This window comes from Rhizobium sp. FG113 (genome assembly GCF_057809895.1).
Genome location: NZ_JBMDKV010000013.1, coordinates 1 through 25,235, shown reverse-complemented (window position 1 = coordinate 25,235; position 25,235 = coordinate 1). Strand labels below are relative to the sequence as shown.

Below are 25,235 nucleotides of genomic sequence, written 5' to 3'. Positions count from 1 at the left end.
GAGAGAAGAGACCGTGATAGACAGCCTGCTGATCGCCAATCGCGGCGAGATCGCGAGGAGGATCATAAGAACGGCGAAACGGCTAGGGATCCGCACCGTCGCCGTGCACTCCGAGATCGATGGCGACATGCCCTTCGTTCGCGAGGCGGACGGGGCGGTGTGCGTCGGGCCGGCATCGGCCAGGGACAGCTATCTCAACGCCGACAGGATCATTGAGGCCGCGATCCAGACCGGCGCGAAGGCGATTCATCCGGGCTACGGCTTTCTGTCGGAGAATGCCGAGTTCGCAGAGCGGGTCACGGCCTCCGGTCTGATCTGGGTCGGCGCGCCGGCGGCTTCGATCCGGGCCATGGGCCTCAAGGATGCGGCCAAGAAGCGGATGATCGCGGCGGGCGTCCCGGTCACGCCAGGCTATCTCGGAGAGGACCAGGCGGACGAGCGGCTGCAGCGCGAGGCGGATGCGATCGGCTATCCTGTTCTGATCAAGGCTGTCGCCGGTGGCGGTGGCAAGGGGATGCGTCGGGTCGATAGCGCCGCGGAATTTGTGGCGGCGCTCGACAGCTGCCGGCGTGAAGCCGTTGCCGCCTTCGGCGATGACCGGGTACTGCTTGAGAAATATATCCTCTCGCCTCGGCACATCGAGGTCCAGGTGTTTGGCGACACGCACGGAAATGTCGTCCACCTGTTCGAGCGCGATTGTTCACTTCAGCGTCGGCACCAGAAGGTCATCGAAGAAGCGCCGGCGCCGGGCATGGATGCGTCGACGCGCGAGGCTGTCTGCCAGGCCGCGGTCCAAGCAGCGCGCGCGATCGATTATGTCGGCGCGGGGACGATCGAATTCATCGCGGATGCGTCCGAAGGGCTTCGCGCCGATCGCATCTGGTTCATGGAGATGAATACCCGGCTGCAGGTCGAACATCCTGTGACCGAGGCTATCACCGGCCAGGATCTGGTGGAGTGGCAAATCCTGGTGGCATCCGGCGAGCCGCTGCCCCTGCGCCAGGAGCAATTATCGATCAACGGATGGGCGATGGAAGCGAGGCTCTATGCCGAAAACCCATCGACCGGTTTTCTGCCGTCAATCGGACGGCTGACCCATCTGAGGTTTCCCGAGGGCATCAGGGTCGACAGCGGTGTCAAGGAAGGCAACGAGATCAGCGCCTACTACGATCCGATGATCGCCAAGCTGATCAGCCATGGTGCAACGCGCCAAGACGCGGCGCGGCGATTGGCCCGTGCGGCAGCGGGTGTCGAGGTCTGGGCCGTGCGCACCAACGCCGCATTCCTTGCGCGCACGCTCGATCATCCCGATTTTCGCGCCGGCGCGGTCGATACCGGCTTCATCGAAAGACACGCGACCGATCTGGTCCCGCCGACCGAACCCAGCGAGCGCGTGCTGCAAGCGGCGGCACGGGCGATCCTGCCGAAACCGGGCGGCGATATATGGACGACGGCAAGCGGCTTCCGGATGAACGCACCGCCGTCGCGGGAGATCGGCGTCGAGGTCGGCGGTGCAGCCTATCGGGTGGAACTGCGCGATGATGGTGGCGAGCCGGCCGTGACCGATGCCGGCGTGCTCTTTCTGGATGGCGAAGCCTGGGCTTTCGGGCCGCGACGCGCCGGTCATGCCGAAGGAAGCGCCGGCCATTCCGATGGCGCAATCGTTGCGCCGATGCCGGGGAGGGTGATCGCGCTCATGGTCGCCAAAGGAGATCGGGTGGCCAGAGGTCAGCCCCTTGTCGTCATCGAGGCAATGAAGATGGAGCAGACGCTGAGCGCACCGTTCGATGGCGTCGTTTCGGAAATGAAGGTCCTTGCCGATGCCCAGGTCGTCGAAGGCGGTATTCTCATGCAGCTGGAAGGAGACCAGTGATGGCCGGGCGTCATTTCGAGGACTGGACCATCGGCGACAGGGTTACGCACGAGATTCGTCGCACGGTCACCGAAACAGACAATCTCCTGTTCTCCACCATGACCCACAATCCGCAGCCACTGCACATCGATGCGGAAGCGGCGAAGGCAAGCGAATTCGGCCAGATACTGGTCAATGGCACCTTCACCTTCGCGCTGATGATCGGGCTTTCAGTTGCGGATACGACGTTGGGCACGCTGGTTGCCAATCTGGGCTACGACAAGCTGGTCATGCCGAAGCCTGTTTTCATCGGTGATACGATGCGCGCCGAAACCGAAATCGCCGATCTGAAAGACAGCCGATCGAGACCGACGGCCGGCATCGTCACCTTCCAGCACGAGTTGCTCAATCAGCGCAGCGAAGTGGTTTGCAGATGCCTGCGCACCGCACTGGTGCAAAGGAGACCGGCATGAGGCTACGCTCACTGCTCTTCGTGCCGGGCGACCGGCCGGATCGCATGCAGAAGGCGCTCACGCTTTCCGCCGATGCCCTCATTCTCGATCTGGAAGATGCCGTTGCGCTTGTCGAGAAACCCGCAGCGAGAGCGGCTGTCGCCACTTTCCTGCGATCGGCTGAACGGCGGGCCAAGCTCTTCGTGCGGGTGAACTCACTCGGTAGTGGCCTTCTGGAGCAGGATCTCGCGGTCATTCTCGATGCCCGGCCCGACGCGCTTGTCTTGCCGAAGGCCGAGGGCAGTGCAAGTGTCGAGGCCTTGGCGGCGCTCGCCCCCGGTGTGCCGATCATGCCGATCGCGACGGAGACGCCCGCAGCAATCTTCCAGCTTGGAAGCTATGCGGCCGTTCGTCACCTCATCCTGGGATTGACTTGGGGGGCGGAAGATCTGCCAGCGGCGATCGGTGCCACACGGTCACGAAATGAGGATGGCAGCTATACCCATCCCTATGAAATGCTGCGTTCGCTGACATTGTTTGCCGGTCACGCCGCCGGCGCCGCTGCCATCGAGACCATCTACCCGGCATTAGGCGATCTGGAGGGCCTGCGGCGCTACGCGCACCGGGCGCGCTGCGATGGCTTTACCGGGATGATGGCAATTCATCCCTCTCAGATCCCCGTTATCAACGAGGCCTTCTCGCCGACGCAAGCCGACGTCGAAAAGGCCCGAGCCATCGTCGCGGCATTCGAAGCGAACCCCGAGAAGGGCGTACTTCAACTCGATGGCCAGATGATCGATGCGCCCCACTTGCGGCAAGCGCGGCGCATACTGGAGCTTGCGACGGGACCAGCGTAAGTGCTGGCGAACGAAGCGGCGTTCAGTTTCGAACGGCGCCGACGCCGCCAAGCCGCCGCGTTGCCAATCGTGTCGCCACTCTCGGAAATGAGCGATAGCGCGGTCAGATCAATGAGACGTCACCGGCCGGAAGAATGAAACCTTCGCGCCGACAACAGCCTTGTAGTCACACGCGAACCTTGCGAAGCGCATCGGTGATCTCGCTTCGGGCAACGCCGATCAGCTGCTCCATCGCGTGCCGGGCGGCTTCCGGCCTTCGCATTCTGATTGCTTCAAGCACGTCCTGGTGCTTCAGGATCGCCTGCTCGTGTGACTGGCTGGCGCGGTTCGTCAGACGGAAGCTCGCCAGAAGCGCGGCGCGGATTGCGCTGGCGAACTGGCGATAGACCCAGTTGCCGCTCGCATCGATAATGGCCGTATGGAACTCCAGGTCGGCGCGACTCCAGGCCTCGTTGTCACGTGAATTGGCCTCGACCATGTCCTCGAAGGCCTTGGAGATCTGGTAGAGTTGGCGCGCTGTTGCATTCGCGGCCGCATGCGCGGCGGCGGCGGGTTCAAGCAGCTGGCGAGCGTCGATCAGTGACATGTAGAAGTTCTCGTCGGTGCCGATGGACAGCAGCACATCCAGAACCAGCGGATCGAGATAGTTCCAGTTCTCGCGTGGCAGCACCGTCGTTCCCGCCCGCGTACGCGAGCGCACAAGCCCGAGCGCGGACAAATACTGCATCGCCTCGCGCAAGCTCGTACGGCTGACGCCAAATCGCTCGGTAAGCTCAGCCTCGTTGGGCAAGGTGGAGCCCTCCGCCATCTCGCCGGAAACGATCTTCTCGACGAAGTGATGCAGAAGCGCCTCGCGGACACTGCGCTTTCCGCGTGCTGCGATTGGGTCGCCGTCTTCCGTCAGAGTGCGTGCCGTCTTTGCGCCTGCCACTCGTGTCCCTCCCGATTCATATTCTGCAAATACCCGCAACACGCAGCAGTAGTCAATCACCGATAAATCGTCAAATAAATACGATTTATTATCCGCTAATTTGACGAGAACTCAGGCATTTTCGGCCATCCGGCGCCAAACGTAGGCGACATTCTAAAAATAAATCGTATTTATATTGACATTTGTACGATGATGAATAGTTTCCGGTCGTCGTGGAGAGGGCGGCAGATGAGCCTTGGTCTTCGCCGGTGGTCAATTTTGTTGGGAGGAAAAAATGAAGCTTTTCAGACGCGTCGCATTGGCGGCGATTAGCGCCCTTGCTGCCTCAAGCGCAGCCCCTGCCTTTGCGCAGGACAAGGACCTGAAGGTCGGCGCGATCTACATGGATGCCCAGGGTTTCTATGCCGGCGTCCGCAAGGGTATTCAGACAGGCGCCAACGACGCCGGGCGCAAACTGGACGTGGTGGAAACCAATGCGCAGGGCGATGTCAGCAAGGAATCGTCGTTCATCGATTCACTGATCTCCGCCGGCGTTCAAGCGATCATCGTCTCACCCGTTTCTGCCGACGGCTCCTACCGCGCGATCCGCCGCGCGCATGACGCTGGCATCCCGGTCGTCTGCTATAATACCTGCCTCAACGACGCCGACATGAAGGAATATATCTCCGCCTATGCCGTCGGCGACCCCTACGACTTTGGACACAAGCTCGGCGAGGCAGCGGCCGATTACTTCATCGCCGAGAAAAAGGATGCGCCGAAGATCGCGGTCCTCAATTGCGAATTCGTCGAAGTGTGCGTCACGCGCCGCAAGGGCTTTGAAGATGCACTGAAGGCCAAGGTTCCCGGCGCTCAGATCGTCGCGAACCAGGAAGGTGCCGTTCTGGACAAGGCGGTATCCGTCGCCAGCACCATGCTTTCCTCCAACCCGGATATCGATGCGTTCTTCGGCGAGGCCGGTGGCGCTACGCTCGGCGCCGCTCGCGCGGTCAAGAGCCAGGGCAAGACCGGCAAGGTTGTCGTCTTCGGCGGCGACATGACCACCGAAATTGCACAGGAACTTTCAGACTTCACGGTCATCAAGGCCGTGGTCGACATCTCCGGCCAGGGATTGGGCAAATTGGCTCTGGCTCAGGCGATCAAGTCCATTGACGGGCAGGCTCCGGCCGACATCAAGGTTGCCTACGACATCGACCTCTACAAGTCTTCCGACGACGGCAAGGCTTGGCTGAAGGCACACGCAGACGGCATCCCCTGATCGCGGATCCTCTCGCTTGCCTTGAAGAAAGAGGCCGCCGGCCCAACCGGCGGCATCGCTCCATAAGTGGAAAGATCTATGACACAAGCTACCAATCTTCAGCCAGCGTCATCGCCAATCGTTGCATCCGTCATCGGCTGTACGCGTCGCTACCCTGGCGTGCTTGCGCTCGACAACGCCACGTTCCAGGTGGCGGCCGGTGAAGTCCGGGCGCTCCTCGGAAAAAACGGTGCTGGAAAATCGACGCTCATCCGCATGCTGACCGGTGCCGAAATCCCGGACAGCGGATCGGTTTCGATCAACGGCGCGGAACTGTCGCATGCCGGATCGGGGCGCGCTCAGGAGTCATTCGAAAAAGGTGTTCGGGTTGTCTATCAGGAACTCAGCCTCGTACCTGGAATGACGCTTGCCGAGAACCTGTTCCTCGGCCGCTGGCCGCGCAAGGGCGGTGTTATCCAATATGCCGAGATGGAAGCCGCGGCAGCCGAAGCGATGGGACGGCTGGGCCTCGACCTGCCTCCCAACAGACTGGTTGCTGGCCTCAGCCCCGCCGAACGGCAGCTTCTGGAGATTGCCCGTGTTCTCGTCGGCAAGCCGACGATCGTCATTCTGGACGAGCCCACGAGCTCGCTTGCTGCGGCCGAAGCGGAAAAAGTGATGGCTGCGGTGACGCGCATCGCTTCCGAGGGCATAGCCGTGATCTATGTCAGCCACCGCATGAACGAGATCCGCCAGATCGCGCATTCGGCGACCGTGATGCGTGACGGGCGCATCATCGACACGGTTGACGTCAAGGGCGCCGACACGCGCGAGATCGTTCGGCTGATGCTGGGATCGGAAGCGTCGCAGGCGGCCGCTCTTGAAAACACCGGCAGTGACAAGGTCGTCCTTGAGGTGCGGGATCTGGCGCTTGCGCCTAAGCTGAACTCCGTTTCCTTCGCACTCAGGAAAGGCGAGGTGCTCGGCATTGCCGGCCTTCTCGGCTCCGGGCGAACGGAGCTGCTGCAGTCGATCGCCGGTGTGCGTCGTTTTGATGCCGGCCAGTTGCTTGTCGATGGCGCGACCGTGAAGCCTGGCCGCTACAAGGAGATGCTGGGCCGTGGATTCGGCTACACACCGGAGAGTCGCAAGGAAGAAGGCATCGTCCCGTTGCTGGGTGTCGATGAGAATACGCTCTCGACCAACTTCTCCGGTGTCAGCAAGACAGGTGTCCTGTCGAGCCGGATGATGGCGGAAGCAACACGGCGCGTGATCGATCGGCTGCATATCAAGGCAGCGCGCACCGACACGCCGATCGGCACGCTTTCCGGAGGCAACCAGCAGAAGGTCGTCATCGGCCGCTGGGTCTATGCCAACAGCCGTATCCTGCTCCTCGACGAACCCACGCGTGGCGTCGATGTCGAGGCCAAGGCGCAAATCTATGCAATCATCCGTCAACTCGCGGCCGAGGGCCGGAGTGTGATCTTTGTCTCCAGCGAAATCGAGGAACTTCCGCTTGTGTGCGATCGCGTCCTCGTCCTGAGAGACGGCACGCTGCAAGACGAGTTCATATCACCCAACATCGATCAGGATGCCGTGATGGCCGCCTGCATCAGCGGACATTGAGGGAGGCACCAGATGTCACTCGAACAGACGGCCAAGCCGTCCTCAAGATCAAAATCCAGCAAGTCGGGCTTTGGTCTGTCGCAACACATGAACGAGTTGAGCCTCTTCGTGGCCATCATCGTTCTCTACGTCGTGTTTACCTCGTCTGCGAACGGCTTCCTGTCGTTCAACAACCAGATCAACATCCTGCGCGATGCCGCCACGATCGGCATTGCTGCCTGGGCGGCCACACTGATCATCATCGCCGGCGAAATTGACGTCAGCGTCGGACCGATGGTGGCGTTCATTTCCGTCGTATTGGCTTTCTTCCTGCAGTGGGGTGCCCCGACGCCGCTGGCCTTTGCGCTTGCAATCGTGGTCGGCGCTTTGCTGGGATCCATCGCAGGTGCGCTGCGCGCCTATTGCGACGTGCCATCCTTCGTTGCCACGCTCGGCCTGTGGAGCGCGCTGCGCGGCACGGCCCTGTTTGTCACGGATGCGCTGCCTGTCTCCATCGGTCGCAACGACATGCTGGACGCGCTTGATCGCTCACTGTTCGGCGTTCCGCCGGCAGCAATCATCATGCTCGTGCTGTTTGCGGTCTTCGCGTTCATCAGCAGAAAGACAGCCTTCGGTCGGTCGGTATTCGCGATCGGCGGCAATGCACATGCCGCGTTCCTGAGCGGCATCAGCGTATCGAAAATTCGGGTCGCGCTATTCGCCATTGCCGGCGCCATGGCGGCAATCTCCGGCATCCTGCTCGTCTCGCGTCTCGGATCGGGCAATGCAACGGCTGCCACCGGCCTGGAATTCGACGTGATCGCAGCGGTGGTGGTCGGCGGCACATCCCTGTCCGGCGGCCGCGGGTCCATGCTGGGAACGCTTCTCGGCGTGCTCGTCATCACACTGATCGGGAATGGCCTCGTGCTGCTCGGTATCAACCCGTTCTTCCAGCAGGTCGTGCGTGGTCTCATTATCGTCATCGCCGTCCTGGCAAACATCCAGGCGATTAAGCGCAGCATGTCGCGAAACAAGGGCTGAGCGCATATCATGTCCGAAATCGAACTGACGTCAGGCTCGTTGTCACTGAAGGTATCGACGACGGGCGGTCTTGTCCTCGGCTTCTGGCAAGACGGTGACATGGGCAAGGTGCCGCTGTTGCGCCCGGCTCGGTCTGATGATGCCGACGCGCTATCATCAGGATGCTATCCCCTGGTGCCCTTCGGAAATCGCGTTCGGCAAAACCGCTTCGTGTACGAGGGTAGGGCGTATCACTTCACGCCAAACACCCCATGGGATGAGCATTACCTCCATGGCGAGGGATGGCAGTCGGAGTGGGCGATCGATGGCCAGGGCGATGATCACCTCGAGCTCGCCTTCACGCACCGAGGTGGCCATACGCCGTATGCATATCATGCGACGCAGTCCTTCGCGCTGAAAGATGGCGCACTGGTTTTGACATTGGCCGTGGAGAACCGCGGAGAAGTGGCCTTGCCGTTTGGCATCGGCTGGCATCCATATTTTCCGATGGCAGCCGAGACAACGCTCTTTGCCCCGGCTTCGAAGTTCTGGACCGAGGTCGAAGGCTGGCTGCCCGGAGAGGCGACAAACATTCCCGAGGACCTCGATTTCAGCAGGCCGTCCGAACTTCCGCATAGGTGGGTAAACAACGGATTCGAGGACTGGTGCGGCGAGGCGATCGTGTCATGGCCAGAGCACCACACCGCTCTTCATCTGACGGCGGACCCCGTGTTCAAGCACGCCTTCGTCTTCGTTTCCGATACGGCGTTCGATCCGTCATTCAAGCGGGATTACTTCTGCTTCGAGCCAATGTCGCATCTGGCGAACGGACATAATCTCCCCGACCTCGGTGATCTCAGGCGGCTGGAACCCGGCGAGACGCTTTCGGGATCCATCCGGCTTCGGCCACAAGCCATTTAATACGTCGCGCATAGCTGGAGAATCGCATGCCCGGTACTGGTCAGTTCGACTACATCATTGTTGGCGGAGGCAGTTCCGCCTGCGTCGTTGCCGCGAGACTTGTGGCCGATGGCAAGGCGCGCGTGCTCATCCTCGAGCGCGGCCCCGCCAAACCCAACCCAATCATGAATTTCCCCGCCGGATACATGAAATTCCTGGCGAAGGATACGTACCTCGCCATGCACAAGACCAAACCGCAACCACAGTTGGGCGGTCGTGGTCCGATCGTACCGCAGGGGCGCGTTCTCGGCGGCGGCAGCACCGTCAACGCCATGGTTTACATGCGCGGCCAGGCCGCGGATTTCGATCATTGGAACGAGCTCGTGACACCGGCCGGTGCCAATAACGATGGCGCCTGGTCCTATCAGGACATGCTTGGCTACTTCAAAGGCCAGGAGGACAACGATCATCTGGCGGGTGAGTATCATGGCTTCGGCGGTCCGCTGAAAATATCGCATCTGGGCCACACAAGCCCGATGACGCGCACCTACGTGAAAACGCTGCAGGGCATGGGCATTCCCTACAACCCGGATTTCAACGGCGAGCATCAGTTCGGCGTCGGCTTCATGCAGCACACGATCGATTGGGCGACGCGCAAGCGTTCAAGCGCGGTCGATGCCTTCCTGAAGCCGGTAATGGACAATCCGTTGCTGACGATCGAGACCGGTGCGACCGTAACCGCCATTCGCATGGAAGGCGACCGCGCGACAGGCGTCGACTACATGAAAGGCGGGAGCAGCAAAACGGCGACAGCGGGCGTCGAGGTCATTCTGGCCGCCGGCGCTTATCAGACACCGAAGCTGATGATGATCTCAGGCATCGGACCGGAAGATGAACTTGCCAGGCACGGAATAAAGACGCGGCTGGCGCTCCCCGGCGTCGGCAAGAACCTGCAGGACCACTATGAGTGCCCGGTCGTCGCCACGACCCGCGGATCGTTCGGATATTACGGAGCCGACCGGGGTTGGCCGATGATCAAGGCAGGGCTGCAATATCTGCTGTTCAAGTCCGGGCCCGTTTCCACCACCGGCGTCGAGACCTGCGCCTTCTATGACCCAGACGGCAACAACGACCGACCGACGATCCAGATGTTCTGCGTGCCTACGGTCTATCTCGATCGCGACGTGATGGGGACGGAGCCGGGAGACGGCGTCACCATCAACTCGCTGCTGCTGCGCCCCAAGGCACGCGGATCCGTAACGCTTTCGTCGGCGGAACCATTTGCCGATCCGGTTGTCGATACGCAGATCTTTTCCGACCCCGACGACCTGCGGCTGACGATGGCGAGCTTTCGCTTCGCTCGAAAGGTCCTGCAAGCCTCGCCGCTGCGTGATCTGATCGACAAGGAAATTTTCCCGGGCCCGGATGTCTCAAGCGATGAGGCAGTCGCCGCCCACTGCAAACGCACCGTAAAGACCGGTTACCACCCTGTCGGCACTTGCAAAATGGGCCGCGACAGCGATCCCGAAGCCGTCTTGGATGCAAGCCTAAATGTCTATGGAACACGCGGCCTGCGCGTGATCGACGCCTCGCTCATGCCGACCATCGTTAGCGGCAACACCAATGCCGCTGTCCTTGCCGCCGCCGCCAAGGCGGCCGACCTCATTCTCGCTTGATCGGACCCATGCCATGAAGATTACCAAGCTGACCACTTACATCGTTCCGCCGCGCTGGCTGTTCCTGAAGATCGAAACGGACGAGGGGATTGTCGGTTGGGGCGAGCCAATCGTCGAGGGGCGCGCGCTCACGGTTCAGGCCGCCGTGCACGAGCTTGAGGATTACCTGATCGGCAAGGACCCGTTTCTGATCGAAGACCACTGGAATGTCATGTATCGCGGCGGCTTCTACCGCGGCGGCGCAATCCACATGAGCGCGATCTCCGGCATCGACCAGGCACTCTGGGATATCAAGGGCAAAGCGCTCGGCCAGCCGGTTCACTCGCTGCTCGGAGGCCAGGTGCGAGACCGGATCAAGGTTTACTCCTGGATCGGTGGTGATCGCCCCGCGGATGTCGCCAACAACGCCCGGGAGGTGGTGGCCCGTGGGTTCCAGGCCATCAAGCTCAATGGCTGCGAAGAGATGCAGATCGTCGATACCTATGACAAGGTGGAAAAAGCGGTCGAGACCATAGCGACCATCCGTGAGGCCATCGGGCCGCATGTTGGTATCGGCGTCGATTTCCACGGCCGCGTTCATCGGCCGATGGCCAAGGTGCTGGCCAAGGAGCTCGAGCCCTACAAGCTGCTTTTCATTGAAGAACCAGTGCTTTCCGAGAACCATGAGGCGCTGAAGGAAATTGCCAATCACTCCTCGACGCCCATCGCGCTCGGCGAACGGCTGTACTCGCGCTGGGATTTCAAGCGCATCCTGGCCGAGGGCTACGTGGATATCCTTCAACCCGATCTCAGCCATGCCGGTGGCATCACCGAATGCCGCAAGATCGCCACCATGGCGGAAGCCTATGACGTGGCGCTCGCCCCGCATTGCCCTCTCGGCCCGATCGCGCTTGCCGCCTGCCTGCAGGTCGATGCTGTCAGCTACAACGCCTTCATCCAGGAACAGAGCCTCGGCATCCATTACAACAAGGGCAACGACATCCTGGACTACATCTCCAACAAGGAGGTCTTCCACTATGCGGACGGTTTCGTCAGCATCCCTCAAGGGCCAGGGCTTGGGGTGGAAGTCAACGAGGAATACGTTATCGAGAAGGCCAAGGAAGGCCACCGTTGGCGCAACCCGGTGTGGCGCCATACCGACGGCAGCTTTGCCGAATGGTAGGTTGGAGCGAGAATATGTCCGGACGGTTGAGTGGAAAGAAAATCTTTGTCACCGGCGCGGCGCAGGGCATCGGCCTGGCGATCGCAAAGGAGTTTCTCCGCCAGGATGCCTCGCTGTTCCTTATCGACAGGGATGCAGCGCTCCTGGCCGAACAAGCCGAGCGTCTCAAGCAGCTCGGCGGAAAGGTGGGCTACTGCCCGGTTGATATCACCGATGCCGCGGCTGTCACCGCCGCGGTCAAGCAGGCAGCCGATGAAATCGGCACGATCAACGCCCTGGTCAACAACGCCGGAGTCAACGTCTTCTCGCACCCCTTGGAGACCACCGATCAGGAGTGGGATCGGTGTTTCGACATCAACCTGAAGGGTGCCTGGAATTGCTGCAAGCCTTTGCTTCCTGACATGATAGCGATGCAGGGTGGCGTCATCCTCAACATCGCATCGACCCACGCCTTCACCATCATTCCCCACACATTCCCCTATCCGCTGGCCAAGCACGCACTGCTTGGAATGACAAAGTCGCTCGGGCTCGAATATGCAGCCCAGAATATCAGGGTAAACGCCCTGGCGCCGGGCTATGTGGCGACGCAGAAGGTTATCGATTACTGGGACAGCTTCCCAGACCCCGTCGCCGCCAAGGCCGAGACGATGAAGCTGCACCCGGGCGGGCGCATAGCGACGCCCGAGGAGATCGCACTGGCCGCGGTCTTCATGATCTCGGACGAATGCCCATTCATGAATGCGACCTGCCTGACCATCGATGGCGGTCTGAGCGTGCAGCAGCATCCGTAGCCATTGCCTGGTGCGGGATAGATAGCAATCGCGGGCCGCATGAATGCGCCGCCGCTGCCTCGATGTGACAACCGCGCACCGTGACGGAGCGCCTATCGTCGTGAAAACGTCAGCCTTATCTATTCACGTCTGAGGCGCCAGATCGGCTCGACATCGCCCACCACTCTTCGCGGTCAGCATCTGGTTTCTGCGCGACAGCGTCACGCGTTTCATGGCCGAGTGTTGATGGCCAAGAAGCCACCACAGTCCAAGAGGCTGTCGCACCGGCTTGTTCGTACCCGTGACCTAGGGAAGCATTCCAACTGGAGTGTGGTCCTACCGACGATGCCGTCGCTGCAACCGAAAATACCAAAGGCGGAGCGATCTTTCAGGTCGCTCCGCCTTTGGTATTTTACAACTGTGAACGCGAAAAGGCTTTAGGCGCGGGCGCCGTCTTGCACCGCAGGCTGGGGCCGCTTGCCGAAGGGGTGATCCACCATCACGTCATCGAGGCGCGTCCGCAGTTCGTCAGGATCCAATTCACCTTCCGCCACAAACCGCATGAGCAGTTCAGCCGCTTCGATCGCAGGGCGATCCTTGACGGACAGATCATGCTGAGCGCAGAACTCGTTGAGCACCTGCCGCATAATGATCACCTGCCAAAGTTCTCCACGCATATCCGTCTCCCTTTGAGGACTATCGGTAAGCGGAAGTTACTTTAGAGTTGTCGCAGGGGTTTGCCGGGTCTGTAGGAAGTTTGTCGCAGGATTTTTCAAAACGGGTACATTAAGAATGATGTCCTGCCCGGCGTAGGCCACCAAAAACGTCCGCGAAGACGCCACTGGACGGGAAAATGCCGGACGCTTTTGAAACGCCCGGCATAGTGTATTCACGCAGTGTTGGAAGTCGCGATAGACTGCCTCTCGTTACCTAACTATGCGAGAAGAGGCACCAGGGCTCCAACGCTCGCCTTCGCGTCGCCATAAAACATCCGTGTGTTGTCCTTGTAGAAGAGCGGGTTCTCGATGCCGGAATAACCGGTGCCCTGACCGCGCTTTGACACGAACACCTGCTTGGCCTTCCACACCTCCAGCACCGGCATGCCCGCGATCGGAGAGTTCGGATCTTCCTGCGCGGCCGGATTGACGATGTCGTTGGAGCCAATGACGATGACGACGTCGGTTTCAGGGAAGTCCTCGTTGATCTCGTCCATTTCAAGCACGATGTCGTAGGGCACCTTGGCCTCTGCAAGCAGCACGTTCATGTGGCCCGGCAGGCGGCCGGCAACGGGATGGATCGCGAAGCGCACGGTCTTGCCGGCAGCCCGCAGCTTGCGGGTAAGCTCGGACACCGCCTGCTGCGCCTGCGCGACCGCCATGCCGTAGCCCGGCACGATGACGACGCTGTCGGCATCGTTCAGCGCGGACGCCACACCTTCGGCATCGATGGCGATCTGTTCGCCTTCGATTTCCATGGCAGGACCGGTCGTCGTGCCAAAGCCGCCGAGAATGACCGAGACGAACGAGCGGTTCATCGCCTTGCACATGATGTAGGACAGGATCGCACCGGACGAGCCGACCAGCGCGCCGGTGACGATCAGGAGATCGTTGCCGAGCGTGAAACCGATCGCCGCCGCCGCCCAGCCGGAATAGCTGTTCAGCATCGACACCACGACCGGCATGTCAGCGCCGCCGATGCCCATGATCAGGTGGTAACCGATGAAGAAGGCGAGCAACGTCATCAGCATCAGCGTCCAGACACCACCGCCGTTGACATACATCAGCAGCAGGATGAGCGACAGGATGGCGGCGCCGGCGTTCAGGAAATGTCCGCCCGGCAGCTTCTTCGCCTTGCCATCCACCTTGCCGGCCAGCTTGCCGAAAGCGACGACCGATCCGGTGAAGGTCACAGCGCCGATGAAGACGCCGAGGAAGACCTCGACCTTCATGATCGCCAGCTCGACGGACGTCTTATGGGCGAGAATGCCGGCAAAGCCATCGAGGGTCGCGCGTGTCGCCTCGTCCATGGCAGCAACGCGCCAGGCTTCCAGGTGAGCGTTGAAGCCGATGAACACGGCCGCAAGGCCGACGAACGAGTGAAGTGCGGCCACAAGCTGCGGCATCTCGGTCATCTGCACGCGGTTTGCCACGTAATAGCCGGCAATGGAGCCGGCCAGGATCATCGGCAGAATGATGAACCAGTTGCCGACGCCCGGTCCGAAGATGGTGGCGACAATCGCAAGCGTCATGCCGACAATGCCGTACCACACGGCGCGCTTGGCGCTTTCCTGGCCGGACAAGCCACCAAGGGAAAGGATGAATAGAACGGCCGCGGAGATATAGGCAGCCGAAACGATACCAATCGTCATATTGAAAACCCTTTGATATCCCTTGGCCGATCAGGACTTCTGGAACATGGCGAGCATACGCCGCGTGACGAGGAAGCCGCCGACGATGTTGATCGTCGCGACCAGCACCGACAGAGCGGCAAGGAGAACGACCAACCAGTTGCCGGAGCCGATCTGCAGCAACGCACCGAGGATGACGATGCCGGAAATCGCATTGGTCACCGCCATCAAAGGCGTATGCAAGGAGTGAGAGACATTCCAGATCACCTGGAAGCCGATGAAGCACGCCAGCATGAAGACCACGAAGTGGTTCATGAAGCTTGCCGGCGCATAGGCACCGACGAGCAGCAACAGGGCAGTGCCGATCAAAAGCAGGAAGCCCTGGCTCTTCGTCTGCGCCTTGAAGGCCGCAGTCTCTTTCGCCCGCTTTTCCTCGGGCGTCAGCTCCTTGGCTTTTTCTTGTCGCTTCTGCGCGGCGATCGCCTGGATCTTCGGCGGTGGCGGCGGATAGGTCACGTTGCCCTCGAAGGCGACGGTCGCGCCACGAATGACGTCGTCTTCCATGTTGTGGACGACAACACCGTCCTTGGCCGGCGTCAGGTCCGTCATCATGTGGCGGATATTGGTCGAATAGAGCGTCGATGCCTGTGCGGCCATGCGGCTCGGAAAATCCGTGTAGCCGATGATGACGACGCCGTTGTCAGAGACGACACGCTGGTCAGCAACGGTAAGCTCACAGTTACCACCGCGCTCGGCAGCAAGGTCAACGATGACGGAACCCGGCTTCATCGCGGCGACCATATCGGCCAGCCACAGCTTTGGCGCATCACGCCCCGGGATCAGCGCCGTGGTGATGACGATGTCGATCTGAGGCGCCAGTTCGCGGAACTTCTCCAGCTGCTTCTCGCGGAACTCCGGCGAAGACGGTGCTGCATAGCCGCCAGTGGCTGCACCATCCTGTTGGCTTTCCTTGAAGTCGAGGAAAACGAATTCGGCCCCCATGCTTTCGATCTGCTCGGCCACTTCCGGACGGACGTCGAAGGCGTAGGTGATGGCGCCGAGCGAGGTGGCCGTGCCGATCGCGGCAAGTCCGGCGACACCGGCGCCGATGATCAGCACCTTGGCAGGCGGAACCTTGCCGGCGGCGGTCACCTGACCAGTGAAGAAGCGGCCGAAATTGTTGCCCGCCTCGATGACCGCGCGGTAGCCGGCGATGTTGGCCATCGACGACAGCGCGTCCATCTTCTGAGCCCGCGAAATGCGCGGCACCATGTCCATGGCGATGACGTTGGCACCGGTTGCCTTGGCCTGCTCCAGCAGTGTGGTGTTTTGTCCCGGATAGAAGAACGAAATCAGCGTCTGACCGGCACGTAGGCGCTCCAGTTCCCGCGGTTCGGGAGGGCGCACTTTGGCGATGATATCGGCTTGTTCAAACAGGGCCTCGGCTGTTTCGACAACCTCCACGCCGGCTGCGCCATAGGCTTTGTCAGAAAAGCCGGCCAGAGAGCCGGCGCCAGCCTCGATGAGACAGATATAGCCCAGCCTCTGCAGTTGCAACGCCGACTCCGGTGTCATCGCCACCCGGGATTCGCCGGCTATAAGCTCCTTCGGAGCTCCAATTTTCAATGTCATGTTTATTGTACCCCTAACGGCGACCGGGTCGCGCTTATTCAGTGCACGGCGGTTATGGCCGAGGCTGATCAACCAAAGACGTCAATACCTGTCCAGTACCGGAAATCGCAAATCCGAGCATTTCTGTCGGTTTCATGAATCTGCTAATCGATTTTAATTTTAATTGCCACTGGATGCAGGTGCGACAAAAGATAGCGAAAGCGTGGCATCTCACGGAAAACCAATTGCAATCCCAAGGCCGCAGCGAATCGGCCGCGTCTCGGCCCCATCGAGATTGAAGTCAGTAACCTGGGGCTTTCACGCGCTATTGCGTCGAATGTAGCTCCAGGGCGAATTGAAACGCCTCGGCGGAAGCGGGTTGCTAAGCTCCAGCCCGTCTATCAGGTATTGACCCGCCTCTTCGAACGACGACCATTCAGGGCCTATTGTCGTAAGGCGGGGTCGGCAGTAAAAGCCTTCTTCCGCGTTACCGCAGCCCACGACGGCGATCTGGTCTGGCACGACGATACCTAAGCGCGAAAACTCCTCAATCACCGTGACCGCCGTAAAATCGGACTCGACGATCACCGCAGTCGGACGCTCATCCCATGAGGCGATCTGGCGAGCACAATCGGCGGCGGTCGACCGTTCACTCGCCCCTGTCAGGACCGAAACTTTTGTGTCGATACCGAGCTCTTCCCGCCGACGGACGACCGCATTGAGACGGGGGTTGGTTCCCTGAGACGTGTTCTCAATATAGCCGATATGCCGATGTCCCTTGAGCACAAGATCCTCGAAGGCAATTTCCAGTGCTGCCGTCAGCCCGTTGTTGAGAACACTGAAGGGGCCAGGTTTGGCTGTCGCGTGGATGACAAGGCAATGTTTGGTCATCGATGAGAACGCTTTTTCGACTTCCGCCTCGGTCAGATAGTCAACCTCGGCCACGACGCCATCGGCCAAGCCTGCCTCTACCTCGCCGAGAATCGTTTCAAGGTCCTCAAGATTGGAAGCGGTCACGATGATCGGCATGAAGCCGCGCTCGCGTGCTGCCTTACCCAGTCCGTGGACCATTCTGTCGGCGTAGGGGATACCCAGCTTGGGAAAGATCACACACAGCCGTTCGCTCTTCTGTCGCCTGAAGTGGCGAGCAATCTTGTTCGGCACATAACCCAGTTCCTCGACTGCGCGCCGGATGCGTTCGCGCGCTTCTGGTCCTACCCGCTTCAGGTGTTCGGAGCGGTCGCTGAAATACATGGACACTGCGGCGGTCGAGACATTCGCCAAGCGCGCCACGTCGCTGACCGTCGCCGATTTCTCGACCACAACTGCTTCGGGGCTCTGCGACTTTCGACTTTGCTTGGTCATGTTCAGGTGATTTCAGGTCTGGGCTCGCCTGCGTCAACGATCCGTTTCAGTAGTTCCGCTCGCAGGACATTGCGTATTTCCATGTAATCCTCGCGATCGCAAAGGTTCTCCAACTCGTAAGGGTCCTTTTCGAGATCGTAAAGATACGCCTCCTGATAGAGCTGCGAATTCATGTCCACGTTGCCGCTTAGGTCGGCGGCCGTGATTTCGTATTTCCAGCGTCGTGTCCGCAAGGCTCGCCCCACGTGATGCTCGCTGATCTGGATGAATACGTTGTCCTCGGGTGTGGGGTTCTTCCTCAGGATCGACTGTCCCTGCATTTCTGCCGGGACGGGAAGCCCCGCGGCGTCCAACAGCGTGGGTGGAAGATCGATCAGGCTGACGAGACCATCGTACGGTCCTTTATTCATCAGGCCCGGCCCATGGAAAAACGTGGGCACGCGGATCGAGGATTCGTGGCAGGACCGCTTGTATTCGTTGTTTCTCGTCTTGAAATGGCAACCGTGATCCGACGTGAACAGAATGATCGTGTTGTCGAGTTGCTTGGAACTGATCAGGGAGTCGACAAGTCTTCCCAGCGCCTCGTCGAGGCGTTGGACCATGCCCATGTAGCCGGGGTAGTGCTCGTTGGACGACCCTTGTAGTGCCTGCAGGTCTCTAGGCAACTGCATGTTCTTCCGGATTCGATCCTCATAGCCGACGGGGGCGGGATAGTCGTCGAACTCATTTTGATGATGGGGCTCAAGGAACGAGAGGAAGAGGAAAAACGGCTTGTCCTTGCGTTTCGTGACATAGCGGACGGCGGCATCCGTCAACGCGTCGACCCGGTAGCCCGGCAGTTTGACCGCCTCTTCGGCGTCATTGAACATCGTGGTGTCGTAGGCGTAGGACGTGAACTCGAGAATGTTCGAGGCCAGCCAATGCTGATACCCGCCGCGCTGCGCGAGCGGTACGGGATCCTGCGAGGCAAGATGCCATTTTCCGATATAGCTCGTCTCGTAGCCTCCCTCCGCGAAGTGGTGTGCGAGGGTCTTCTGGCCTGCCGGGAGCGGGATATCATTGCGGAAGCAGCCTGTCGTTGTCGGATAGAGGCCTGTCTGCAAGGCGGACCGCGCCGGACCGCAAACTGGCTGGCAAGTGAAGGAGTTGGGAATGAACATGCCTTCTGCTGCCAAGCGGTCGAAATTGGGCGTAAGGCTCATCGGGTTGCCATGCAGACCGACGCTGTCCCATCGCTGCTGGTCGGTGAAGAACACGATTACATTTGGTGAATTGCGCATTGAATGCCTCTTCTTCCTATTTCATTCCGGAAGTCATGACCGACTGGACGAAGTAACGTTGCATGAAGATGAACAGCAGCAGGCTTGGCACGAAGAGAATGACCCCGCCTGTCGCCGTCAGATTCCATTGGGTAAAGAATTCGGAATTGAAGAGTGTGAGACCGGTGGTGATCGGTCGCATCTCAACCGAGCTTACGGCAACGAGCGGCCAGAGAAACTCGTTGAACTGGAATACGAATGTAAGCAGCGCAAGCGTTGCCATCGGCGGCCCGAGTTGGGGAAGCACGATCGACCTGTAGATCCGCCACTCCGAGGCTCCTTCAAGGCGGGCAGCGTCGAGCAGATCCATGGGGATTGGCCGGATAAACTGCCGCATCATGAAGATGCCATACGCGCTCATCGCAAAGGGCATAATCAAGCCCTGGTAGGTATCGAGCCATCCAAGCTCCGCCGTCAGGATATAGAGCGGGATCATTCTGATGAAGAACGGAAGCATCAGTGTCGACAGTAGCGCCCCGAACATCAGCTTGCTGCCCGGAAATTCCAGCTTGGCGAACACGTAGCCGATAAGCGGGTCGAAGATGAGATGAAGCAGCGTGATGCCGCCTGCGATGACAAAGCTATTGATGATGAACCGGAAGAACGGCGCCTTCTCCCAGATTGTGACGTAGTTGGAGAACTCCAGCACCGACGGAATAAGCACCGGTTCACCACTCATGAGGTCCGCATCGCTCTGAAGGGAAAGCGAGACCATGTAAAAGAACGGGAACAGTGCAAGGATCACGAAGATGCCAAGAACGATATAGATGACGAACAGTGCGCCCTTCGAGGTCTGATTTACATTGGCCATCAGTATGCGACCTCGCGATTGAGGAACCGGAACTGCAAAGCAGTGACGATGAGAATGACGATCAACATCAGAAACGAGAGCGCCGAAGCGTATCCGATATTGAGTTCCACGAACGCGGTTTCGAACACATGCAGCGCGTATAGGCGCGTCGCCTCGGCGGGGCCGCCGCCAGTCAGGAGATAGGGTGCGGACAGATCCTGAAGGTGGGCTATCATGCTGATGACGGCCAGGAAGAGTGTTGTCGGCGTCAAAAGCGGTATCGTGATCTTCGTAAACTGCTGCATGCGCGAAGCGCCATCGATCTCCGCTGCTTCATAGAGCTCCTTCGGGATCGACTGGATGGCGGCGATATAGATCAACATCGCATATCCGATATCCTTCCAAACTGTGACCGCGATGATCGTCGGCAACGCGGTAGAAGGCGTACTTAGCCAGTTCTGCATCGGCAGCCCCAGCTGCAGGAGGATCGCATTCAACATGCCCGTGTATGGATCGAGGATGCTCTTCCACATCAGCGCCACGATCACGAAGGAAATGATGTAGGGGAAGAAGATTATAGCCCTGATCGTGGTAGCCGCCTTGATCGGCCCCGAAAGGATCGCAGCGAGACACAGAGCGGGAAGCAGTGTTCCGACCGTCCCACAGACGGCGAAAATAACTGTCCGGATGAACGCGTCACGGACCCGCGGATCCGTGAGCGCCCTGATGTAATTGTCGAAACCGGTAAACTCCGAGTCCCCGATAAGAGGTTGCCCGCGAAAGAAGCTCGCCCAGAATTCGACAACGATCGGGTAGAAGAAGTAGACGGCGAAGTAGAGGATCGCCGGCGAAAGGACGACATAGGCAAAGATTGCCTGCCTGCCGTTACGGCTGCGAGCGTAGTTCATACCGACGATCTCCGGTCTTTGATCCTACCTATTTCTTCGACAGCTCAGCGTTTGCCTGTGCCGCATAATTCGACAAGACTTCCTGGGCCGGTTTGCCGTTGTAGAGGATGTCCTGCACCGCGGCCTTGAAGAGATCTTGGACCATTGCGTTCTTGCCCGTCAGCGCAAGATCCGCCGACGAGTCAACGGCGTAGGGCAGGCACTGGCTAAACCTGCTCAAGACGGGATCTCCCGTCACCTTCGGATCAGCGGCCCAGGACTTGCGTGGCATCGTCATCCCATTCGCCACCGAGGCGGCCAGTTCCGTGTCAATGGCAACGAAGCGCTTCAGAAGATCCCACGCTTCGGCGGGGTGCTTGGCGTCCTTTGGTATGAAGAGGCTAACGCCACCGGCAAATGTCGCCTGCTTCTTCTCAGTCAGGGAAGGAGCGACATCCCACTTGAGCTTGGGATTTCCGGTCTTGATGGGCGCCACGTCCCAAGGACCCGTCAAAATCATCGCGGCGCGTCCTGACGTGAAAAGCTTCTGCGGCCCCTCGTAGTCTGCGCCTGCCACAGGCAGAATCGCCGCCTTGTCCTTGTGAATCAAATCAGAGACGAACTGAAGCGACTGCGCCGCCTCAGGGCTATCGAACGTGACCTTGTTTGATGCCTTGTCGTAGAATGTGCCACCGTTCTGATAAATCCACGGAATAAAGTATCCGGCCACCTGATTTGGAGCGAAACCAATCCGGCCGTTTTTCGCCACGGCCATTGCTGCATTTCGGAATTCCTCCCAGTTGGCCGGAGGCTTTTCGAAACCCGCGGCCTTTAGCAGATCAACGTTATAGACGAGCGTTGCGCAAGTCAGATGCAACTGCACACCATAGTATTTGCCATCAACGGAGTTTCTCGAAACCGAAAAATCCTGCCAGTCGTCAGGATAGCCCATCGAGCTTCCGTCCTTCGCCACATAGTCGTTGAGTGGAAGGATCTTGCCCTGAAGAGCGAACTCCGGGACCCAGCCGCCGGGATCGGCTACGAGGTCGGGGACATTGCCGACGGACATGTCGGCAACAATCTTGGTGCGCATGTCCGGCCATTGGAACCTGCCCCACTCGACAGTCCAGCCGGGATGATCAGCCTCGAACTTCTTGATCACCTCAGCATAGGCTGGATAGGCGTGGCCCGCGTTCCAGTAGACCTTCAAGGTCTCGGCATGTGCGGGAGCGTAAAGGGCGACGGACAACGCGGTCGCAGTGATGCAGTGTGTCAGCTTCATTTGGTCTCCTCCTACCGAAATCTGCGGGCATGGCTCCGATGCCCCTCCTCAAGGGTGTTCGGTGCCGTGGCAAGTTAATCAATTAACTCGCGTAAGTTAATTGATTAACTTGATGTCGACGCGGTGTCAATATTTCTGTCACCTTGCGTCAAACGCCACTCGGAAACCGATGTGCCCGGTCGTCGAATCTCCGGTGCTCCCCATCCGCGCCGCAATGCGATAGCGATGGCAGTAGGAAGCGTGGCAAAGGTAGGAGCCGCCCTTCAGGACCTTTTTTCCCTGCTCTTTCGCGGACTTGTTCGCGATAGCGGCCTCCCTTCGAATAGAACGGATACGAAATGCGTCGGCGGTCCACTCCCAGCAGTTGCCGGACATGTTGTGCAGGCCGTAGCCGTTTGGAGGAAACGAAATAGCGGGCGCGAGGCCGACATAGCCATCCTTGCCCAGATCATCCCTTGGAAAGTCTCCCTGCCAGATGTTGCAAGGCGTAAAGGCGTCTGTTGGATGTTCGTCGCCCCAAGGGTAGATGGGTTCCCTCAGGCCACCGCGTGCGGCGTGCTCCCACTCTGCTTCGGTTGGCAAGCGCCCGCCGATCCATCGCGCGTAGTCCGTGGCGTCCTGCCAAGAGACATGAACAACAGGCAAGTCGTCCAGCTCCGCTCCCGATCGTTGCGGTCCGAATGGTGCTGCCCAATGGGCGCCGTCTATCTTTCTCCACCATTCGGCCCCGACGACACCGGTCGTCGGAACGCTGCCGTCGATGAACTTGTAGAAAACGTAGGACGACCCAAGCCGCTCCGCTTCAGTCACATATCCGGTCTCGCGAACGAACCTTGCGAACTCCGCATTGGTTACGGCAGCCGTAGAGAGGCGAAAGCTGTCGATCTGAACCGGTCGTGGCGGCCCTTCGCCATCAAAGGGAAGAAGCGGCTTAGCTGTCCCGACGTGAACGCGACCGCCCGGGATGTCCCTGACATCGCATGGTGGAGGAGACGTAGCGGGCTGGACCGCAGTCGCGCGATCCGGAAGCGACCCTGTTTCCGATTTGTTATCAAAGCTGCAGCAACTCATTTTCTACTTGCCATAGGTCGGTGGACTGGACTGACATCCACTCGATTCATATCGGCCGAGCCTCGAAAGTTGAAGGCTTATTCGGCATGTTTGGATGAATGATCATGGACGTGCCAATGGGAGCGCGGGAGCCCCCTATGGCGACTTCAGGCCGACAGTAGACATTGCACCTCTTGCGACTTGTTGACTCACATACGGCTGAACAATAACCTGCGCATTCAGTCGTTAGGCTTGTCCTCAGATGACGGATCCATCTCTTCAGCGGCGCCTTGCCGCCATCGTTGTTGCCGATGTGGTGGGATATTCGCGCCTGATGGAGGCTGATGAGGTCGCAACGGTGGAGAACCTCAGGGCACTACGTTCCGGCGCTATCGAGCCCGCTGTGCTGAGCCACAACGGTCGCATCTTCAAGGTCGTGGGCGACGGATTCCTAATCGAATTCGGTAGCGCGTTGGACGCAGTCAAGGCAGCGTTGGAAATACAACGTGCCACCACTGCCATCGAGGCCCCCGGAGACCGGCGCCTGCTTTTGCGCGTCGGCGTCAATGTGGGAGACGTCATTGGCGACGGTTCGGACATCCTCGGCGACGGCGTCAACGTCGCTGCGCGCCTCCAGACGCAGGCCGCATCGGGAGGCATCTGCATTTCAGCCGGTGTCCACGGAGAAATCGTCGGCAAGATCCACGAACGGTTCTTCGATGCAGGCGAACGCTATCTGAAGAACCTGACCCGCCCGGTCCACGTGTGGCATTGGCCGGATGCGCTGCAGAGCATATTGCAGTTGCCCGAAGGTCCCTCGATCGCCGTATTGCCGTTCACCAACATGAGTGGAGATGAAGCGGACGCGCATTTTGTCGACGGCTTGACCGAAGACCTGATCACCGACCTATCCCGTACGCCTGGCCTGTTCGTCATCGCGCGCAATTCCGTCTACGGCTACAAGGGTAAAGCAGTCGATGTACGGCTGGTCGCCCAGGAACTTGGCGTGCGCTACGTCCTTGAGGGGAGCGCCAGACGCGCGATGGGCCGTGTCCGCATCAATGCGCAATTGTTCGACGTGCTTGGCGGCAAGCACCTGTGGGCCGATCGGTTTGACAGGACTGTGGAGGATGTTTTCGAGCTTCAGGATGAAGTTAACGCCAAGATTGTCGAAGCCCTCGTCGGCCGGCTGACCGTGCCAACGCAACGCAACCGTCCGAAGAACGTCGAAGCATACGACCTGTGTGTCCGCGCACGCCTCCTGACGGAAGAGTCCCCGCAAACTGAGCGTGAGGCATATATCCTGCTCCAGCGCGCGGTTCAGCTCGAGCCCTCATATGCCGAGGCGCTCGGTCTGCTCGCATATAACCGTTGGCTTGCCTGGACCCATTTCGGCGAGCCTGAATATCCGAACCGGGGGATGGCGGCGACGTTCGCGCAGAAAGCGGTCGACCTCGATCCCAACGATGCTGGCTGCCGATACATTCTAGGGACCATCCTGGCTTATGAGCGACGATGGGAGGAATCCGAGGCAGCCTTCGCCAAGGCCCTGGAGTTGGACCCCAACCACGCCGACACCTGGGCTGCCATGTCGGACATGTCCGTGCTGGATGGCAAGATTGCAGCCGGCCTGGCGCAGATCGAAAAGGCCCTGCGGCTCAATCCCTATCCAGCCTGTTGGTACCTTTGCCATCTTGGACAGGCGCAATACGCCGCGCGCGACTATCAGGCGGCGAAAGCCACACTCCGCAGGGAGGAGACTTATCGTACCAACTCACGCAAATTCCTGGCTGCGACGCTTGCGCAGTTGGGCGACGATGATGAGGCGCACCGGGAAGCGGAATTGTTCCTGATCGCCCACCCTCATTTTACGATCGACCATTGGCTCAACTCTCAACCGCTGCGCGACACAGGCGTGCGGGACCACTTCGTCGATGGCTTCCGGAAAGCCGGCCTGCCGGAGAGGTGAACGCACCAGATCGTCGGGAGTGAGATCGCGGACTTCAGCGAGCAAAGCCATTGCCGACAGGCTGGGGGAGCGATGGGAGCACACCGCCCCCATCGCTTGGCTAAAGCGTGTCGCGCCAAACCAGATTCGGGATTTCCAAATCAGTTGATCCGTGAT

General features: G+C 59.8%; 21 protein-coding genes. 11 read left to right on the top strand and 10 right to left on the bottom strand.

The features are described 5' to 3' along the window. The first annotated feature begins 13 nt into the window (after positions 1-13). Genes ACODTZ_RS24360 through ACODTZ_RS24350 form a run of 3 tightly spaced genes read left to right on the top strand, consistent with a single transcriptional unit; the run spans position 14 to position 3,161 of the window. Complete coding sequence (locus tag ACODTZ_RS24360; protein ID WP_489028769.1) at positions 14-1,873, top strand: acetyl/propionyl/methylcrotonyl-CoA carboxylase subunit alpha; 1,860 nt, start codon at positions 14-16, stop codon at positions 1,871-1,873. Next, on the top strand, positions 1,873-2,325 hold the full coding sequence (locus tag ACODTZ_RS24355) for a MaoC family dehydratase (protein ID WP_489028767.1): 453 nt from the start codon (positions 1,873-1,875) through the stop codon (positions 2,323-2,325). Before ACODTZ_RS24360 ends, ACODTZ_RS24355 begins: the two co-directional genes overlap by 1 nt. After that, positions 2,322-3,161, top strand: a complete 840-nt coding sequence (locus tag ACODTZ_RS24350; protein WP_489028765.1) for an HpcH/HpaI aldolase/citrate lyase family protein — start codon at positions 2,322-2,324, stop codon at positions 3,159-3,161. Before ACODTZ_RS24355 ends, ACODTZ_RS24350 begins: the two co-directional genes overlap by 4 nt. Positions 3,162-3,327: 166 nt before the next feature. Here the strand turns inward: ACODTZ_RS24350 and ACODTZ_RS24345 are convergent, their stop codons facing one another. Further along, positions 3,328-4,092: a FadR/GntR family transcriptional regulator gene (locus tag ACODTZ_RS24345; protein WP_052214167.1), complete on the bottom strand. Its 765-nt coding sequence runs from the start codon at positions 4,090-4,092 to the stop codon at positions 3,328-3,330. Between the two features lie 274 nt (positions 4,093-4,366). On the opposite strand from ACODTZ_RS24345, the gene ACODTZ_RS24340 reads away from it, so the two are divergent. The 7 genes from ACODTZ_RS24340 (at position 4,367) to ACODTZ_RS24310 (ending at position 12,480) form a co-directional block, all read left to right on the top strand. Then, on the top strand, positions 4,367-5,347 hold the full coding sequence (locus tag ACODTZ_RS24340; protein WP_489028762.1) for a substrate-binding domain-containing protein: 981 nt from the start codon (positions 4,367-4,369) through the stop codon (positions 5,345-5,347). A 78-nt stretch (positions 5,348-5,425) separates the two neighbouring features. Beyond that, positions 5,426-6,952, top strand: coding sequence for a sugar ABC transporter ATP-binding protein (locus tag ACODTZ_RS24335; protein ID WP_489028760.1), 1,527 nt, complete (start codon positions 5,426-5,428; stop codon positions 6,950-6,952). 12 nt (positions 6,953-6,964) lie between these two features. Continuing rightward, the gene (locus ACODTZ_RS24330; protein ID WP_112437129.1) at positions 6,965-7,972 is read left to right on the top strand and encodes an ABC transporter permease; all 1,008 of its coding nucleotides are present in this window, start codon (positions 6,965-6,967) and stop codon (positions 7,970-7,972) included. 9 nt (positions 7,973-7,981) lie between these two features. Further along, positions 7,982-8,872: an aldose 1-epimerase gene (locus tag ACODTZ_RS24325; protein WP_489028758.1), complete on the top strand. Its 891-nt coding sequence runs from the start codon at positions 7,982-7,984 to the stop codon at positions 8,870-8,872. 26 nt (positions 8,873-8,898) lie between these two features. Continuing rightward, positions 8,899-10,527 carry a GMC family oxidoreductase gene (locus ACODTZ_RS24320; RefSeq protein WP_489028756.1) on the top strand — a complete coding sequence of 543 codons (1,629 nt, stop codon included), beginning with the start codon at positions 8,899-8,901 and terminating at the stop codon, positions 10,525-10,527. A gap of 13 nt (positions 10,528-10,540) precedes the next feature. Continuing rightward, entirely contained in the window at positions 10,541-11,689 is a 1,149-nt protein-coding gene (dgoD, locus tag ACODTZ_RS24315) for a galactonate dehydratase (RefSeq protein ID WP_489028754.1), read from the top strand. 14 nt (positions 11,690-11,703) lie between these two features. Continuing rightward, positions 11,704-12,480: an SDR family oxidoreductase gene (locus ACODTZ_RS24310; protein ID WP_489028752.1), complete on the top strand. Its 777-nt coding sequence runs from the start codon at positions 11,704-11,706 to the stop codon at positions 12,478-12,480. A 416-nt stretch (positions 12,481-12,896) separates the two neighbouring features. Here ACODTZ_RS24310 and ACODTZ_RS24305 read toward each other — a convergent pair whose 3' ends face one another. From ACODTZ_RS24305 to ACODTZ_RS24265, 9 genes are all read right to left on the bottom strand, one after another. Further along, positions 12,897-13,136, bottom strand: coding sequence for a hypothetical protein (locus ACODTZ_RS24305; RefSeq protein WP_489028750.1), 240 nt, complete (start codon positions 13,134-13,136; stop codon positions 12,897-12,899). Positions 13,137-13,393: 257 nt separating this feature from the next. Next, positions 13,394-14,827, bottom strand: coding sequence for an NAD(P)(+) transhydrogenase (Re/Si-specific) subunit beta (locus tag ACODTZ_RS24300; protein ID WP_489028748.1), 1,434 nt, complete (start codon positions 14,825-14,827; stop codon positions 13,394-13,396). 30 nt (positions 14,828-14,857) lie between these two features. Next, complete coding sequence (locus ACODTZ_RS24295) at positions 14,858-16,432, bottom strand: Re/Si-specific NAD(P)(+) transhydrogenase subunit alpha (RefSeq protein WP_489029042.1); 1,575 nt, start codon at positions 16,430-16,432, stop codon at positions 14,858-14,860. Between the two features lie 303 nt (positions 16,433-16,735). Continuing rightward, positions 16,736-17,782, bottom strand: a complete 1,047-nt coding sequence (locus ACODTZ_RS24290) for a LacI family DNA-binding transcriptional regulator (RefSeq protein WP_489028746.1) — start codon at positions 17,780-17,782, stop codon at positions 16,736-16,738. A gap of 2 nt (positions 17,783-17,784) precedes the next feature. Continuing rightward, positions 17,785-19,038: a sulfatase family protein gene (locus ACODTZ_RS24285; protein ID WP_489028744.1), complete on the bottom strand. Its 1,254-nt coding sequence runs from the start codon at positions 19,036-19,038 to the stop codon at positions 17,785-17,787. 40 nt (positions 19,039-19,078) lie between these two features. Next, complete coding sequence (locus ACODTZ_RS24280) at positions 19,079-19,912, bottom strand: carbohydrate ABC transporter permease (protein ID WP_047510950.1); 834 nt, start codon at positions 19,910-19,912, stop codon at positions 19,079-19,081. Then, the gene (locus ACODTZ_RS24275) at positions 19,912-20,799 is read right to left on the bottom strand and encodes a carbohydrate ABC transporter permease (RefSeq protein WP_489028741.1); all 888 of its coding nucleotides are present in this window, start codon (positions 20,797-20,799) and stop codon (positions 19,912-19,914) included. Before ACODTZ_RS24275 ends, ACODTZ_RS24280 begins: the two co-directional genes overlap by 1 nt. A gap of 28 nt (positions 20,800-20,827) precedes the next feature. Next, on the bottom strand, positions 20,828-22,060 hold the full coding sequence (locus ACODTZ_RS24270) for an ABC transporter substrate-binding protein (RefSeq protein WP_209234169.1): 1,233 nt from the start codon (positions 22,058-22,060) through the stop codon (positions 20,828-20,830). 138 nt (positions 22,061-22,198) lie between these two features. After that, positions 22,199-23,026 carry a formylglycine-generating enzyme family protein gene (locus tag ACODTZ_RS24265; protein ID WP_489029040.1) on the bottom strand — a complete coding sequence of 276 codons (828 nt, stop codon included), beginning with the start codon at positions 23,024-23,026 and terminating at the stop codon, positions 22,199-22,201. A gap of 346 nt (positions 23,027-23,372) precedes the next feature. Here ACODTZ_RS24265 and ACODTZ_RS24260 point away from each other — a divergent pair, with 346 nt between their 5' ends. After that, positions 23,373-25,079, top strand: coding sequence for an adenylate/guanylate cyclase domain-containing protein (locus tag ACODTZ_RS24260; RefSeq protein WP_489028739.1), 1,707 nt, complete (start codon positions 23,373-23,375; stop codon positions 25,077-25,079). The last annotated feature ends 156 nt before the right edge of the window (positions 25,080-25,235 follow it).